Origin of the sequence: Butyricimonas faecalis, from assembly GCF_003991565.1 — a bacterium.
In the GTDB taxonomy this organism is placed as follows: Bacteria; Bacteroidota; Bacteroidia; order Bacteroidales; family Marinifilaceae; genus Butyricimonas; species Butyricimonas faecalis.
The window spans coordinates 1,077,325-1,092,946 of sequence record NZ_CP032819.1 but is presented as its reverse complement, the minus strand read 5'-3'; the positions used below and the strand labels follow the sequence as shown (position 1 = coordinate 1,092,946).

General features: G+C 49.5%; 12 protein-coding genes. 8 read left to right on the top strand and 4 right to left on the bottom strand.

Features of this window, described 5'->3' with window-relative positions; all coding sequences use genetic code 11:
• Positions 1–45: 45 nt before the first annotated feature.
• Positions 46–1,623 (bottom strand): peptide chain release factor 3, encoded by a 1,578-nt coding sequence (locus D8S85_RS04780; protein WP_106624957.1) that lies wholly within the window; start codon positions 1,621–1,623, stop codon positions 46–48.
• Positions 1,624–1,855: 232 nt separating this feature from the next.
• On the opposite strand from D8S85_RS04780, the gene nfo reads away from it, so the two are divergent.
• The 8 genes from nfo (at position 1,856) to D8S85_RS04740 (ending at position 10,860) form a co-directional block, all read left to right on the top strand.
• Positions 1,856–2,701: a deoxyribonuclease IV gene (gene nfo / locus D8S85_RS04775; protein WP_106624956.1), complete on the top strand. Its 846-nt coding sequence runs from the start codon at positions 1,856–1,858 to the stop codon at positions 2,699–2,701.
• Complete coding sequence (locus D8S85_RS04770; protein ID WP_106624955.1) at positions 2,698–2,913, top strand: hypothetical protein; 216 nt, start codon at positions 2,698–2,700, stop codon at positions 2,911–2,913. Before nfo ends, D8S85_RS04770 begins: the two co-directional genes overlap by 4 nt.
• The gene (locus D8S85_RS04765; protein WP_127074868.1) at positions 2,883–3,167 is read left to right on the top strand and encodes a hypothetical protein; all 285 of its coding nucleotides are present in this window, start codon (positions 2,883–2,885) and stop codon (positions 3,165–3,167) included. The genes D8S85_RS04770 and D8S85_RS04765 overlap by 31 nt, the downstream gene beginning before the upstream one ends.
• Before the next feature lie 113 nt (positions 3,168–3,280).
• Entirely contained in the window at positions 3,281–4,519 is a 1,239-nt protein-coding gene (locus D8S85_RS04760; RefSeq protein ID WP_127074867.1) for a metallophosphoesterase family protein, read from the top strand.
• 57 nt (positions 4,520–4,576) lie between these two features.
• Positions 4,577–7,651: an AAA family ATPase gene (locus tag D8S85_RS04755; RefSeq protein ID WP_106624952.1), complete on the top strand. Its 3,075-nt coding sequence runs from the start codon at positions 4,577–4,579 to the stop codon at positions 7,649–7,651.
• A 143-nt stretch (positions 7,652–7,794) separates the two neighbouring features.
• Positions 7,795–8,286, top strand: a complete 492-nt coding sequence (locus D8S85_RS04750; protein ID WP_106624951.1) for a metallophosphoesterase family protein — start codon at positions 7,795–7,797, stop codon at positions 8,284–8,286.
• 98 nt (positions 8,287–8,384) lie between these two features.
• The gene (locus D8S85_RS04745; RefSeq protein ID WP_106624950.1) at positions 8,385–9,974 is read left to right on the top strand and encodes a S41 family peptidase; all 1,590 of its coding nucleotides are present in this window, start codon (positions 8,385–8,387) and stop codon (positions 9,972–9,974) included.
• A 274-nt stretch (positions 9,975–10,248) separates the two neighbouring features.
• Positions 10,249–10,860, top strand: coding sequence for a porin family protein (locus D8S85_RS04740; protein WP_106624949.1), 612 nt, complete (start codon positions 10,249–10,251; stop codon positions 10,858–10,860).
• A gap of 569 nt (positions 10,861–11,429) precedes the next feature.
• Here D8S85_RS04740 and D8S85_RS04735 read toward each other — a convergent pair.
• The 3 genes from D8S85_RS04735 to purB all read right to left on the bottom strand — a co-directional run bounded on the left by D8S85_RS04735 (position 11,430) and on the right by purB (position 15,557).
• Positions 11,430–12,308, bottom strand: a complete 879-nt coding sequence (locus tag D8S85_RS04735) for an NADPH-dependent 7-cyano-7-deazaguanine reductase QueF (protein WP_106624948.1) — start codon at positions 12,306–12,308, stop codon at positions 11,430–11,432.
• 2 nt (positions 12,309–12,310) lie between these two features.
• Positions 12,311–14,134, bottom strand: coding sequence for an ABC transporter ATP-binding protein (locus D8S85_RS04730; RefSeq protein ID WP_106625273.1), 1,824 nt, complete (start codon positions 14,132–14,134; stop codon positions 12,311–12,313).
• Between the two features lie 82 nt (positions 14,135–14,216).
• Positions 14,217–15,557: an adenylosuccinate lyase gene (gene purB / locus D8S85_RS04725; protein WP_181951178.1), complete on the bottom strand. Its 1,341-nt coding sequence runs from the start codon at positions 15,555–15,557 to the stop codon at positions 14,217–14,219.
• Positions 15,558–15,622 lie beyond the last annotated feature (65 nt).

Genomic DNA, 15,622 nt, shown 5'->3' with positions numbered 1-15,622 from the left:
TGTGCAAGGGGGAGTTAGAGGGGGTAGCTGAACTTTACAGATTCTTTAAAATTCCGACGTGAAGTGGAACACCAGTTTCTTGTAGTTCGCTTGTGCCATTTGCAGCATGTATTGTGATTCAGCGAGGAAGACATCGCGGCCCCACTTGTCCTTGGCCATATATTGTGCCTTGTGGAGGCGGAAATCTTCCAGCTCCTTCGGGTCGAGAGCCTCGATCCAGCAAGCCTTGTAAAGATTGATATTTTCCCAGCGGCAGGCGGCACCGTACTCGTGCAACAGACGGTATTCGATGACTTCGAACTGGAGGGCGCCGACGGTACCGATGATCTTGCGGTTGTTGAACTGGTTCGTGAACAACTGAGCCACACCCTCGTCCATGAGCTGGTCGATTCCTTTGGCCAATTGCTTGGATTTCATGGGATCGGCGTTCTCGATGTATTTGAAGAGTTCCGGTGAGAAGCTAGGTATGCCCTTGAAATGTAGTTTTTCGCCTTCCGTCAGAGTGTCACCGATCTTGAAATTACCCGTGTCGTGAAGACCCACGATGTCACCGGGGTATGCCTCGTCAATGATGGATTTCTTGGACGCCATGAATGCCGTGGGGGTGGAGAACTTGAGGTTTTTGCCTAGGCCGACGTGCAGGTAGTTGGTGTTGCGACGGAATATCCCGGAACACACTTTCACGAAGGCGATGCGGTCGCGGTGGTTGGGGTCCATGTTGGCGTGGATCTTGAAGACGAAACCGGTGAATTTCTCCTCATCCGGTTGTACAAGGCGCTCGTCCGTCTCGCGGGGGAGTGGGCTGGGTGCGATCTCGATGAAACAATCCAGCATCTCGCGGATACCGAAGTTGTTGAGCGCCGACCCGAAGAATACGGGGGCTACTTGCCCGTCAAGGTATGCTGCACGGTCGAGGGCGGGGTATACTTCCCGAACGAGTTCAAGGTCTTCCCGTAGCTTGTCGGCCGAACGTTCGCCGATGTGCTCGTCGAGTTCGCCGGAGTTGATGTCGTCGATCTCGATGCCGTCTTGGATGGTCTGTACGCTTGCCGAGTAGAGGCAAAGGTTCTCGCGGTGTATGTTGTAGATGCCCTTGAATTGGTCGCCGTTACCGATGGGCCAGCTCAGCGGGGTGACTTGTATTTGCAGTTCTTTCTCGATTTCGTCCAGTAGGTCGAACGGGTCGTGGCCGGGACGGTCGAGCTTGTTGATAAACACGATAACCGGGGTTTTGCGCATTCGGCACACTTGCATTAGCTTGCGGGTTTGCGACTCCACGCCTTTCGCCGAGTCAATGACGATGATTACGCTGTCGCAGGCCGTCAGCACGCGGAATGTGTCTTCGGCGAAATCCTGGTGACCGGGGGTGTCAAGAATGTTGATCTTCACGTTCTTGTACTCGAAACCCATGACGGAGGTGGCCACGGAGATACCTCTCTGTCGCTCGATTTCCATGAAGTCGGAGGTGGCCGTTTTCTTGATCTTGTTTGACTTCACGGCTCCCGCCACGTGAATGGCGCCACCGAAGAGCAATAATTTCTCCGTTAAGGTCGTTTTACCCGCATCGGGGTGACTGATGATACCGAACGTGCGTCGTTTTAATATTTCTTCCTTGAAACCCATGCTATGTTGTTTTTTGTATTAGCGGGTGCAAAAGTAGGAAATTAAAAGTTAAAAGCTAAAAGTTAAAAGCTAAAAGTTGAGGTCTGGAATCACGAAATTTGAAATTACAAATCATAAATGGTTTTGGTTGCGAAGATAGCATGAGGGGAGTTAAAAATGTAGAATTTAGAAGGTAAAATTTAGAAGGTTCTGAATATATTATTGTAGTTTTGTGTATATAAAAAAAAGAAATATGGAAAAGTATATAGGAGCGCACGTGAGTGCATCGGGAGGAGTGGAGAACGCCCCGTTGAACGCCCACGAGATCGGGGCGACGGCTTTTGCCTTGTTTACTAAGAATCAGCGGCAATGGAAGGCGGCACCGCTGGCGGCAGAGAGTATTGCGTTGTTCAAAGAACGCTGCGAGGAATTCGGATTTACGCCGAAACAGATATTGCCGCACGACAGTTATTTGATTAATCTCGGTAACCCGGATGTGGATGCGCTGGAGAAGTCGCGGGAGGCTTTCCTTGACGAGATGCGGCGTTGCGAGCAGTTGGGGCTGGATCGGTTGAACTTTCACCCCGGTAGCACGTTGAAGAAGATCAGCGACGAGGAATGTCTGGCGTTGATCGCGGAGTCGATTAACCTGACGTTGGACAAGACCTGTGGCGTGACGGCGGTGATCGAGAATACGGCGGGGCAGGGATCGAATCTCGGCTACACGTTCGAGCAGATCGCCTATATTATTGACCGGGTGGAGGACAAGAGCCGGGTGGGCGTTTGTATCGATACTTGCCATTCTTTTGCGGCGGGTTACGATTTGGCTTCGGTTGGTGGGTTTACCGAGACGTTCGAGCATTTCGATAACGTGATTGGGTTCAAGTACCTGCGGGGTATGCACCTGAACGATGCCAAAAAAGAACTGGGTTCACGGGTGGATCGCCACGACAGTTTGGGAAAAGGAACGTTGGGCATAGAGCCTTTCAAGTGGATCATGGAGGATGAACGGTTTGATGGTATTCCATTGATACTGGAAACACCGGATGAGGTGTTGTGGCCGGAGGAAATACGGATGTTGAAGGGTTTCGTGAAATGATACCGGTGCGTGCGTCTGTGAAATGGTTGTTGACGGTGGTGGCCGTCTTTTCGGGGGTATCCCTTGCGGCACAAGTCTTGTCGGAGGAAGAGGGTATACTTGAACGGGGAGGGTGTCTCCCTGGTGAGGTGAGCGTGGAGGTGCTTGTCGTCGGACGAACCACGTGTGGAATGCCGTGCGAGTGGCGGGGGAGTGGTGGCACGTCGATATGATGTGGGCCGTGGGTGCGTTGGGGAGAGATGCTGGGGGAGAATGGGTGTTCAAGCGGCAATGGAACCCGGAATACGTGTTGACGCGGGGCGAGCAATTTCTGACCACTCATATGCCGGCTGACCCGGCGTGGCAGTTGACCGACAGGCCGTACGCCATGGATGCGTTTATCGAGGGGAATTTGGCGGGTGGTGAACGGGAAGATTATTATAATTACACGGATAGTATTATAACCGGAAGACACGGGCCGTGTTGACCCGGGCGAGGGAGTATTTTAGGATCGCGGAAGAGTACGCTAGGGATTTGCCCGGCGTGAAAGAGAGTATTGACGAGGGACTCCGGAATGTGGAGGCTCTAATTAAATAGAAGATGAAAATATTACATACTTCAGACTGGCATCTTGGAAAGCGGTTGAATGACCGGGAGCGTGCCGGGGAGCAAGTGGCTGTGATGGATGAGATTGTGCGGGTAGCTGACGAGGAGGCTGTGGATGCGGTGATTGTGGCGGGGGACTTGTTCGACACGTTTAACCCGCCCGTGGAGGCGATCGAGTTGCTTTACCGCACGTTGCATCGGTTGGCACGTGGCGGGCATCGGTTGGTGGTGGCTATTGCCGGGAATCACGATTCTCCGGACCGGGTGGATTCGCCCGACGTGCTGGCACGGGAGAGCGGGATTTTCTTTGCCGGGAACCCGATGATCGTGTCGCGGGAGACGCAAACGGAAGGCGGGGTGACGTTGGTCCGGTCGGACGAGGGGTTTGCCGAGTTCCGCTTGCCAGGGTTTGCTTACTCGTTGCGGGTGCTACTTACCCCTTACACGAATGGGCAACGGGCCAAACGCTACATGGGTGCGGAGGATGCCGACGAGGGGTTGCGAGTTTTCCTGCGGGATCACTGGACAGGGTTGGCCAACAAGTATTGCGACACGGAGGGGGTGAACCTGTTGGTGGCTCATCTTTTCATGGCGAGGGAAGGCGGTGAGTTGCCCGAAGAGCCGGAGGATGAGCGACCAATCAATATCGGCGGTGCCGATGCCGTCTATACTTCGTTGATTCCCCCGGCCATGCAGTACGCGGCGTTGGGACACTTGCATCGTTGGCAAACGGTGGATGTGGAGCCTTGTCCCGCGGTGTACAGCGGCAGTCCATTGAGTTACAGTTTCAGCGAGGCCGAGCAGGATAAATACGTGACGCTTGTGGACCTTGAACCGGGAGGTCCGGCCCGTGTCACGAAACGTCGGTTGGCGAGCGGGCGTCCCTTGGTGCGTCGTCGTTTCGAGGGGGTGGAGACTGCCTTGCAATGGCTTACGGAACATCCCGATACGTGGGTGGAACTGACCGTTGCCACGGATACTTTCCTCACGGCGCAAGAAGTGAAATCCCTGCACGCTGCACATGACGGTATTGTTTGTATCGTCCCGGATGTGCGTGACGCTTCTCTCGTGAACGATCGTGTGGCCTCTATCCACGACCTGCGTTCGGACGTTAACGCCCTTTTTGCCGAGTACTTCCGCCAGCGCAAGGGACAGGAACCGAATGAAGAAATCATGTCACTTTTCCGCGAGGCGTTGTCGATGGATGGCGATTCGAGGAAAAGTGACAGTTAGAAAGATGTCGGTAAGTTATAGGTTCTATCATTTTTAATTTTCAATTCTCAATTTCCTATGTTGCCCGTTAAATTAACCCTTGAAGGTATTTACTCCTACCGGGAGCGCCAGACGATAGATTTTACCCGATTGACGGAGGCCCGGTTGTTCGGGATATTCGGTCCGGTGGGGAGCGGTAAATCGACGATATTAGAGGCGATGATTTATGCCATTTACGGTACGATTGACCGTTTGAATAATGACGTGAAATATAACGTGATGAACCTGCAATCCGACCGACTGTTCGTGGACTTCGAGTTCCGGGCGGGAGAGGACGGGCGACTGTACCGGGCGACGGTGGAGTGCAGGCGGAACAAGAAGAGGTTCGCTGAGGTGAGTTCGCCGAAGTACCTTTACCACGTGTGGGAGGGCAATGGGTGGTTGCCCTGTACGCGGGAAGAAGTGGTCGGGGCAATCGGGCTGACGGCACAGAATTTCAAGCGGGTGGTGATTATCCCGCAGGGGAAGTTTCAGGAGTTCCTGATGTTGCGAGACAAGGAGCGTACCGATATGATGATGGAGCTTTTCGGGGAACTCCGGCGCTACGATCTGGGTGGGCGGGTGGCTTACCTGGAGGGGGAGACGACCCGGCGGGTGATTGATTTGCGGGGACAGCTCACGGGATTGGGCGAGGTGAACAGAGAGCAGTTGGCCGAGCGGAAACAGCGTTATGCGGCCTTGCAGGAAGAGATTGCCGGGGTGAAAAAAGAGATTCACGAGGGACAGGAGCAAGTGGAGAGACAGAAGAAAGTGAAACAACTCACCGACGAGCGGGTGGCACGACAGGAGGAGGAACGAAAGCTGTTGGAACGACGGGAGGCGATGGCGGGTTTGCAGGCTCGCGTGGACGAGTACGAGCGATGTTTGCAACAGTTCCAGCAACCGTTGAGCCGTCACGACGAGACGGGGCGGCGGTTGGCAGAGTCTATGCGGGTGTTGTCCGGTTACCGGGAGCAACTGACCGCTAAACAGGCCGAGCTTACCCGTTTTTCCGGACAATTCTCTCCATTGAAACAGGCGTACGAGGGACGGGATGTGTTGAAAGAGCGTGCCGGACAATTGGAACGGTTGCTGCATTTACGTACGATAAGCAAGGAGCAGGATGAATTGAAGGAGCGACACCGCAAGGGTGAAGAAATCGTGGTGGTGACGAGGCGGGAGATCGAGGTGTTGCAGGAGCAGTTACGAGAACAGAAAGAGAGGTTAGAGCAGTTAAACCAGTCGATTCCCGATATGAAGATGTTATCGGACATTCGGGAATGGTATAATATACAACAGCATATCCGTGAAGAGTTGACCCGTTGGCAGGAGGAGTTGGCCGGGGTGGATAAAGAAATCGCCCGGGAGGAAGAGGAGGTGCGGATGGTGCAGGAGCAGTATCCTGCGTTCGGGGCGTTACGGGCCATGACACGCGAGGCGTTGCAGGAGGCTTGCCGGGAGAGACAGGAACAACTTGCCGCCACGGTGAAGAAGATGCGGGAGGAGTGGTTACATTTGAATACCCGCCAGCGATTGGTGGATTTTGCGAGGGAGTTGTCGGAGGGTGAACCTTGTCCCCTTTGCGGGGCCTTGTCGCATCCCGCACCTTTGCACGCCACGGAGGTTGAGGGTGAGTTGAAGGAGAAGGCTGACCGTGTTGCGGGCTTGGAGGAAGAAGGGAAGGTGTTGGAACGGATGATGTCCCGTCTGGCCGTAATCGGGGAACGGTTACGGTCGGCAGGGGAACGGAAAGAACAAATCACCCGACAGCAGGCTGTTGGGCGGGAACGGTTACGGGAGCATCTGACCCGTTTCACGTGGGAGGGGTTTACACCCGATAATATGCAGCACTTGACAGATGAGATGAACCGGGTGGCATTTTTGAACAAGGAGAAAGGGGAGCGGGAGACGGTACGCGGGAACATGGAGAAGAGTATCGAGCAGAAACGAGTGAATCTTGAAAAGTACGTCGCCCGTCTTGACGAGATCAGTCGGGAGATCGTGCTACGGGATTCACAGGCTGGGTTGTTGCGGGAGCAGCAGGCTGGGTTCGATGAAAAGGAGTACGAGGGGGTGCCCGATATGGAGATCGGCAAGGAGTTGGATGGATGCAGGCAGCGTTTCGAGCAGGTCGGGCGGGATTATCAACGGGATGCCGCACGGTTGCAGGTGATCGAGGCGGACTTCCGGAGGTGGGAAGGAAGCGTGGAGGAAAAAAGCAAGGAAGTGATCCGTTTGCAGCAGGAATTGGAAGAGGAAGTACAGGAGCTGGGGCGTTTGTTGAAAGATTCGACTTATCCCGATCTGGCAGCGGTTCGGGAGGTGCTGGCAGGTAAGCTGGATTTGCCCGGGGTGCGGGGAGAGATTAACCGTTACCGGGAGCAGGTTCACGCCGTGCAGGTTCGGAAAGCGGAGTTGGAGGTGTTGCTTGCCGGGGTGTCTTATAACGAGGAAGAACACGTTGCGCTATGTCAACGGGTGGAGGCTGCATTGGTACGGGAACGGGAGATGCTGGCGGAACAAGGAGCTTTAGGGAACCAGATTAAGGATATGGAAATTCGTGTTGCGGTGCGGGAGAAGATCGGACGGGAGTTGGAAGGTTTGGAGTTGCGGTTGATGAATTTGCAGATGTTGAAGGGGTTGTTCCGGGGGAATGATTTCGTGAAGTTCGTTTCGTCGATTTACTTGCAGAATCTCTGTAATGCGGCGAACGAGCGTTTTTACCGGATGACCCGCCAGCGCTTGAAACTGGAGTTGAGCGAGGAAAATGATTTCGTAGTACGTGATTTCATGAACGAGGGACGGGTGAGGAGCGCCCGCACGCTTTCCGGGGGACAGGTGTTCCAAGCCTCATTGTCTTTGGCACTGGCATTGACGGATAATATTCGCCATCTAACAGGGAGTAGTCAGAACTTTTTCTTTTTGGATGAGGGGTTCGGTTCGCTGGACCGGGAGTCGTTGAGTGTCGTTTTTGAAACCTTGAAATCCTTGCGGGCCGAGAACCGGGTAGTCGGGCTGATCTCTCATGTTGAGGAAATGCAGCAGGAGGTTCCGGCGTGTTTGTTCGTGGAGAACACGGTGGAGAGGGGGAGCGTGGTGATAATTGAAAATTGAAAATGGAGAATTGAAAATGGAAGAACCAATTAATTTATGAATTACGATTAAAAAAACGTTGACTTCGTGGGGGTAAATCACCTAATCTAAAATCATAAATCAAGAAATTAGTTGAATCTAAAATCAAAAATCATAAATCTAAAATGGTAAAGGTCGGTTTGTTATCAGATACTCACGGGTGGTTGGACCCGAAGATCGTGGAGTTTTTCAAGGATTGTAACGAGGTGTGGCATTGCGGAGACATCGGGGACGTGGCGATCACGGATGCGCTGGCGCAACGATTCACGTTACACGCCGTGTACGGGAATATTGACGGGGGTATATTACGCCGGATATTCCCGGAAAAAGAGGTATTTCACTGCGAGAACGTGAAAGTGGTCATCACTCATATCGGGGGGTACCCGGGGCATTATGACCGGAAGATTGCGGAGACGTTACGGCGGGAACGCCCGCAGCTTTTCGTGTGCGGTCACTCGCATATTGCGAAAGTGAAATACGATCAGGCGTTGGGATGCCTGCATATCAACCCGGGGGCAGCCGGGAAATTCGGGTTCCACTCGGTACGGACCGCAGCCCGTTTCGAGATTAACGGGGAACGGATTGAGAACCTTGAATTGATTGAGTTGGAAAAATAAATAATTTAAGAGTCTGTTAGGACATTTAATACTTTCAGTTTGTTACATTTGTGCGGATTACACGTAGAATAGGAAGAACATAAAGTATATAATAAAGTATGAAAAGAGTATTACTATCGGCGGTAGCGTTGCTGATCGCCTGTTTAAGTTGGGAAAATGCTGACGCACAACGGAAACCCCGTGAGGTGCAGGAACAAGCGATTAAGTACCAGCGATTAATGCAAATGATTGATGCCGCTTACGTGGATACCGTGAACTTGAAGAAATTGACGGAAGATGCCATCGTGAAGGTACTGGCTGATCTGGACCCTCATTCCGTGTATATTTCCAAAGAAGAGGTTGAGGAGGCGAATGAACCGCTGGACGGGGGCTTTTTCGGGATCGGGATACAGTTTAACGTGCTTAACGATACGTTGCTGGTCGTGGATGTGGTTGCCGGGGGACCATCGGAGAAGGTGGGCTTGTTGGCCGGAGACCGGATTATTGCCGTTGACGGGGAGAATATTGCCGGAATCGGGATTAGTAACACGGACGTGCGGAAACGGTTGAAAGGCGAGAAAGGGTCTATCGTGAAGGTGAAAGTGAAGAGAGGCGGTGAGATCATTGATTTCAATATCACGCGTGATATGATTCCGATTTATAGTGTTGATGCCTCTTACATGATCGATAAGAATATCGGGTATATCAAGATTGCCCGTTTTGCCGCGACGACGGTGGAAGAGTTCGAGAAGGCCGTGAAAGAGTTGAAGGCGCAGGGTATGAAAGACCTGATTATTGACCTGCAAGGAAACGGGGGCGGTTATATGGGGGCCGCTATCGGTTTGGCCGATCATTTGCTTGACGGGGAGAAATTGATCGTGTACACGGATAGTCCTGCTTTCGGGCGCATGGGCGAGTCATCCACGCCGGCAGGGTTGTTCCAAGACGGACGGGTGGTCGTGTTGATTGACGGGAACTCGGCCTCTGCCAGCGAGATTGTGTCGGGAGCGGTGCAGGATTGGGACCGCGGGTTGATCGTGGGACGTCGTTCTTTCGGTAAGGGACTCGTGCAACGGCAATTCCCGTTGACGGACGGTTCTATGGTTCGTCTGACGGTGTCGCATTACTTCACGCCGTCGGGTCGGTGTATCCAGAAGCCTTACAAGGGGAAGGATTATCAGGCCGAGGTGTTCGAACGGTATAATAGTGGCGAGATGTTCAGTGCCGATAGTATTGAATTGACGGATTCCACGAAATATTACACGAAGAAGGATCATCGTCTGGTTTACGGTGGGGGTGGTATTATTCCCGACGTGTTTGTACCGATTGACACGGGGATCAATTATAGCTACTTTAATCGTTTGCTGGCAAAGGGCGTGATCAATGAATACGTGTTGAATTACGTGGACAAGAACCGGGAGTCGCTTAAAAAGAAATACCCGAAGTTCGAAACTTTCCAGAAAGATTTTCAGGTGACGAATGATATGGTCAATGAGATTGTGAAAAGTGGCGAGAAGCAGGGCGTGAAGAAGGACGAGAAACTTTTCACCCCGATTGTACCGGAAATCAAGTTGTTCGTGAAGTCGTTGATTGCCCGCGATCTTTGGAATATGAACGAGTTGTATCGTATCTCTAACGAGGAGAATAAGATACTGAAAGCCGCCGTGAAGGCGTTGCATGACGGGACGTATGGGAGGATTATCAAGTAACGGGGACCGTTACTTGATAAGGTAAAAGTTAAAAACTAAAAGCTAAAAGTTGAAAGAAATTACAACTTATAACTTGCTGTTTGCGTGGCTTGTGATAGAACTAAAAAAATGTTTTTTAGTTCATCCTTTTGGTCCGTTTTTTGTTACAAATGTTTATCGATGTTAATGGTTATGGTGTATGTAGGGTATTTTAACTTGTGGCCCGTAACTTGTTAACTTGTAACTAAACTGGAAACGAGTTTTTCAGTTCATAATTAACTTTAAATTTAATGGAATGAAGAAGTTTTTCTTTGTGGTGCTTGCCATGGTCATGTTAGGTAGCGTGCAGGCACAAACAGCGTTTAAAAACAAGGTAGAAGGGTTAACCGGGACAGAATTCTATTTCGGTCCGAAGTTCGGGTTTAACGTGGCAAGCATTAGTGATGGTTTGAACAAGAGCAAGTTTAGTTTCCATTTAGGAGCTTTTGCCGAGTTTAAATTTAATGATCTTTTCGGTTTGCAAACGGAATTGATTTATTCTCGTCAGGGAGATAAGGAAAAATCCGGAGGCGTGAAGACGTGGGCTCGTGTGAACTATTTGAATATTCCTATTTTGGCTAAATTCTATGTTTGGGAAGGGGTTAGTGTAGATCTTGGACCGCAATTGGGTTTTGCCTTAAATGGTAAAAGTAAAACAAAAAGCGGTGGTACGGAAGTAAAAACGGATATTGACAATTTGAATACGGTTGATTTGAGTTTTGCCATGGGATTGTCTTACGATTTCGATATGGGATTGGTCATTTCTGCCCGTTACAATTTGGGATTGACGAACGTGATCGAGAAAGATAAGTTCGGTGGTAATAATCAGAACCGTGTGTTCCAGTTATCAGCAGCTTGGAAATTTTAAGTGTTTGTCTGTAAAATATAGAAACTCATAGCTTTCATAATGTGAAATAATGAGTTGTACTGAAAAGGAGTTGTTCGAAAAAGGACAACTCTTTTTTTTAGTCGTGTGTTGTGGGATTGAAATAGCTAATATACTTGATTTTGAGGTCTCTGTGACTTAGTTTAAGACGAAATAGGAGAGTGATTAGAGTATTATTTAACGAAGGTTTTTAGATATCGTCCGAAACTACTTTTAACAAGCCAAATACAACGAATGACAATCCCTTCTTAACCATTGATTACAAATAAATTAAACCTTCTAAAAACTTTTTTGGTTATTGAAAGAAAATAACTACATTTGTAATATCAGAAAAGGTTCGTTTAATGAATCAAAAAATGATAGTGTAAAGTGGTTGTCTAGCTTGTAAAATGGGCTGGTTGCAGGGACTGTCTAAATATTGTTTGGGCGGTCCCTTTGTTGGTTACGAACTACCTCCTCCGGATCCCCTTTGCACAGGGGAGAGTTAAATGCCAAGCGGTTTTCTCGTTTGTTGCAGGAGGGGTGGGAATTTTTGATACATATCTTTTTTGCTATTGTCTTACTAATTTTTGGGTTAATGTTTCCGAGGTATGTAGGTATTTGGGAAGGTACTCTGCTTTGTTTGCTCGGGAAGGACAGATGTCGATACCCCCACGACGGGTGTAGATACAGGATACAGCTAGGATTTCCGGGTGGAAGAGATCATTCAAGCGTTTGTAGGTCATTTCGCATATCTCTTCGTGAAAGTGGTTTTCGTTTCGCAGGGAAACGATGTATTTCAGTAGAGAAAACTGATCTGGTAGGTGGTCGGCTTGCATGTGAATGTAGATACTTCCCCAGTCCGGTTGTTTTGTAATCTTACAATTGCTTCGTAACAAATGACTGCATACTTTGATTTCCCCGCTTCCGATTGTCTGGTTTTCGAGTAGTAATGTAGGGGTTTCAGTATACTCGGTGAAGGTTTCTCGTTCGATGCCGGGCGTGGCTTCTAATAGCGTGTAATTTTGAAAGTCGAAATACAGCTTTTCTGGGGCTCGCTGAAAAAAAGTGGTTTCTACACGGGTTTGAAGTATTTGTTCAAGATCTGATTTTATGGTTTGGAGATACGTTTCTATGCCTGAGGGTATGTCTTCCCCGAGGCGAGTCATGTTCAAGGAGTTCAAGTATAGTTTCAGCGATTTACTTTCCACGATACACGGGCTGCTGGCCGGATAAACCAGTTTTAATACTCCGCACACGGGTAGGCCGTTTCGGGTTAGGAAGCCGGCCTCGTAGGCGTGCCAGGTGTCATATCCTTGGAACAGTTCTTCTGGAGCGTGAATATCGTAAATCTCCCGATTCAAGTAACGCGGAACCGGGACGAGAATCGATGGGCAATAATTGGTAGGATAGGCAACTTGTTGTCCGAGGACTTTGGCTTCAATACTCATGATTAGAAGTTTTGCATGTTGTATAATTTCGTGTAGATACCATTCAGGGCCAACAGTTCCTCGTGGCGTCCTCGTTCAACTATTTTACCCTCGTGGAAGACGCAGATTATGTCGGCGTTACGGATGGTCGATAAGCGGTGAGCCACGACAATCGACGTGCGATTTTTCATCAAGTTGTCGAGTGCTTCCTGCACAAGCTTTTCGGATTCGGTATCTAGTGCGGAGGTGGCCTCGTCGAGGATCATAATCGGTGGATTTTTCAACACGGCGCGGGCGATGCTTAGACGTTGGCGCTGGCCTCCGCTCAATTTTCCCCCGCGGTCACCGATGCAAGTGTCGTAGCCTTTCTCGGTTTGCATGATAAACTCGTGGGCGTTGGCTATGCGTGCTGCTTGTTCCACTTCTTCTCGAGTAGCCGATTCCACGCCGAAAGCGATGTTGTTGAATATGGTGTCGTTGAAGAGGATCGGGTCCTGATTGACATTCCCCATTAATTCACGCAAGCTGTGTAACGATACATCCTTGATATTAATACCGTCGATCGTGATCTCTCCCTTGATGACATCATAGAAACGGGGAAGCAGGTCGACAAAGGTACTCTTTCCCGAACCCGATTGTCCGACGAGGGCAATGGTCTTACCTTTTGCGATCGTGACATTCACGTCTTTCAAGACTATCCGGTCAGGGCGGTAGGCGAAACTGACGTCATGGTATTTAATTTCCCGGTTGAATTCTTTTAATGGTTTCGGGTGTTCGGGTTCCTGAATGGACGATTCTGCATTTAATATCTGGTCGATACGATCCATGGCGGCGGCTCCTTTCTGGATGCTGTACAACGCCGTGGAGAATTGTTTTGCCGGGTTGATGATCGAGTAGAATAGGGCGATGTAGGCGATAAAGTCCGAGGCTTCCATGATAGGGCTATGCCTTAGGATCAAGGTTCCACCGAACCACACGACTATCACCACGACAATCGTACCGAGAAATTCGCTCATCGGGTGAGCGAGAGAACGTCGCCACATGAGGCGGTTCATGATGCGTCGGTATTGTTCATTGTGTGTGGTGAAGAGGGTATCCATTTTGTGCTCGGCGTTGAATGCCTTGATCACGCGCAAACCAGAGAGGGTTTCCTCGATGTTCGAGAGGATTTCGCCCATTTTGTCTTGTCCCTCCTTGGAGCGTTTTTTCAGTGTTTTTCCTACTTTTCCGATAAGAGTTCCCATGATTGGTAACAGTACCAATACGAATAGGGTTAGTTGCCAGCTCATGAAAACCATGGCAGAGAGGTAGATCAGGATGATGATCGGGTTCTGGAAAAACATTTCTAGAGAGTTCATGATCGAGTTCTCCACTTCCTGTACGTCTCCCGTGGTTCGGGCAATAATATCTCCTTTGCGTTCCTCGGAGAAGAAAGGTAGGGGTAAGGACAGGATTTTCTGGTATATTTTCCGGCGGATATCACGAACCACACCGTTCCGGATATACACGATCTCGTAGGCAGCGAGGTAGGAAAAGCCGGTTTTAAATAATGCGGCTACCACGAAGAATCCCCCGGCAATCAACAAGGTTGTCGGGGCAGAGAAATACTCTTTCAAAAGCGTGATGTAGTAGTTGAAGTTGTTCATTAAAACCTCCTTGTCTAGTTCGAAAGGCATGAGCTCCGTGACGTCTTTTGTTACATCAAAAAGAATATTCAACACAGGTGCGAGTAGCACGAATGATATGGAACCGAATACGGCAGAAAGAATGTTATAAAATATATTTTTCCCAAGCCGGGCCTTGTAAGGAGGGATGAACCTCTTCAGTATTTGTATGAAATCACGCATAATAATTGAAAATTGAAAGTTGAAAATTGAAAATGAGAATAGAATATACATTTTCAATTCTCCATTTTCAATTTTCAATTGTTTATAGTTTCCCCGTGTAGTTTGACGGGCTGATTTGTTTCAGTTGTTCTTTCAGCTCGACAGATACGTCGAGGGTATCGATAAACTCAGCGATGGAGGCTTGGGTTACCTTGCTGTTGGTACGGGTAAGTGCTTTTAATGCCTCGTACGGGTTGGGGTAAGCCTCGCGGCGGAGTATGGTCTGGATGGCCTCGGCTACCACGGCCCAGTTGTCTTCTAGGTCTGCTTCGATGGCCGGTTTGTTGATGATCAGTTTATTCAATCCTTTCAGTGTGGATTTGAAAGCGATAATCGTGTGTGCCAAAGGAACCCCAATATTACGTAGTACGGTGGAATCCGTGAGATCGCGTTGCAGTCGGGAGATCGGTAACTTGTTACTGAGGTGGTCAAGTACGGCGTTTGCTATACCCAAATTACCTTCCGAGTTCTCGAAATCGATCGGGTTTACCTTGTGGGGCATGGCTGACGAACCAACCTCTCCGGCCTTGATTTTTTGTTTGAAATAGGCCATGGAGATATATGTCCAGAAGTCACGGTCCAAGTCCACCACGATATTATTGATGCGGCGCAGGTTGTCGAACACGGCGGCAAAGTTGTCGTAGTTGGATATTTGGGTGGTGTATTGTTCCCGTTCTATTTTTAGTTTTTCGGTGAGGAACTTGTTGGCAAATGCCGTCCAGTCAATCTCAGGGTAAGCCACGTTGTGGGCGTTGAAGTTCCCGGTGGCACCACCGAATTTACCGGAACAAGCTACTTTTTTCAGTAGTTCCAGTTGTTTGGTTAGACGATAGACGAACACTCGTATCTCTTTGCCCAAGCGGGTTGGAGATGCCGGTTGTCCGTGTGTTTTTGCCAGCATGGGGATATCTTTCCACTCTTCGGCCAGCTCTTCGAGTTTGGCAATCAGTTCGTCAATCACGGGGTAGTACACGTCGTGAATGGCATCGCGGAAAGAACAGGGTACTGCCGTGTTGTTGATGTCTTGTGAAGTTAACCCGAAGTGTATGAATTCTTTGTACTCGTGGAGGTTCAGCGCATCGAACCGTTCCTTGATGAAGTATTCCACAGCTTTTACGTCGTGGTTGGTTACTTTTTCGATGTCTTTAATCTTTTGGGCATCCTCGACGGTAAAGTCCAGGTATATTTCTTTCAAGTTGTCAAACAGCGCATGGTCAAATCCTCGTAATTGTGGTAACGGTAACTCACAGAGAGCGATGAAGTATTCAACCTCAACCATTACCCTGTAACGAATCAGGGCACTCTCGGAAAAGTAGTTTGCCAGGCTATCTACTTTATCCCTGTATCTGCCGTCAATCGGCGAAATTGCTGTTAATGCTTGCATATTTATTTGTTTTTCGCGTTATTGTTAAATCAAGGAATTTACTTTCTCTCGCGAAAGTACAAAAT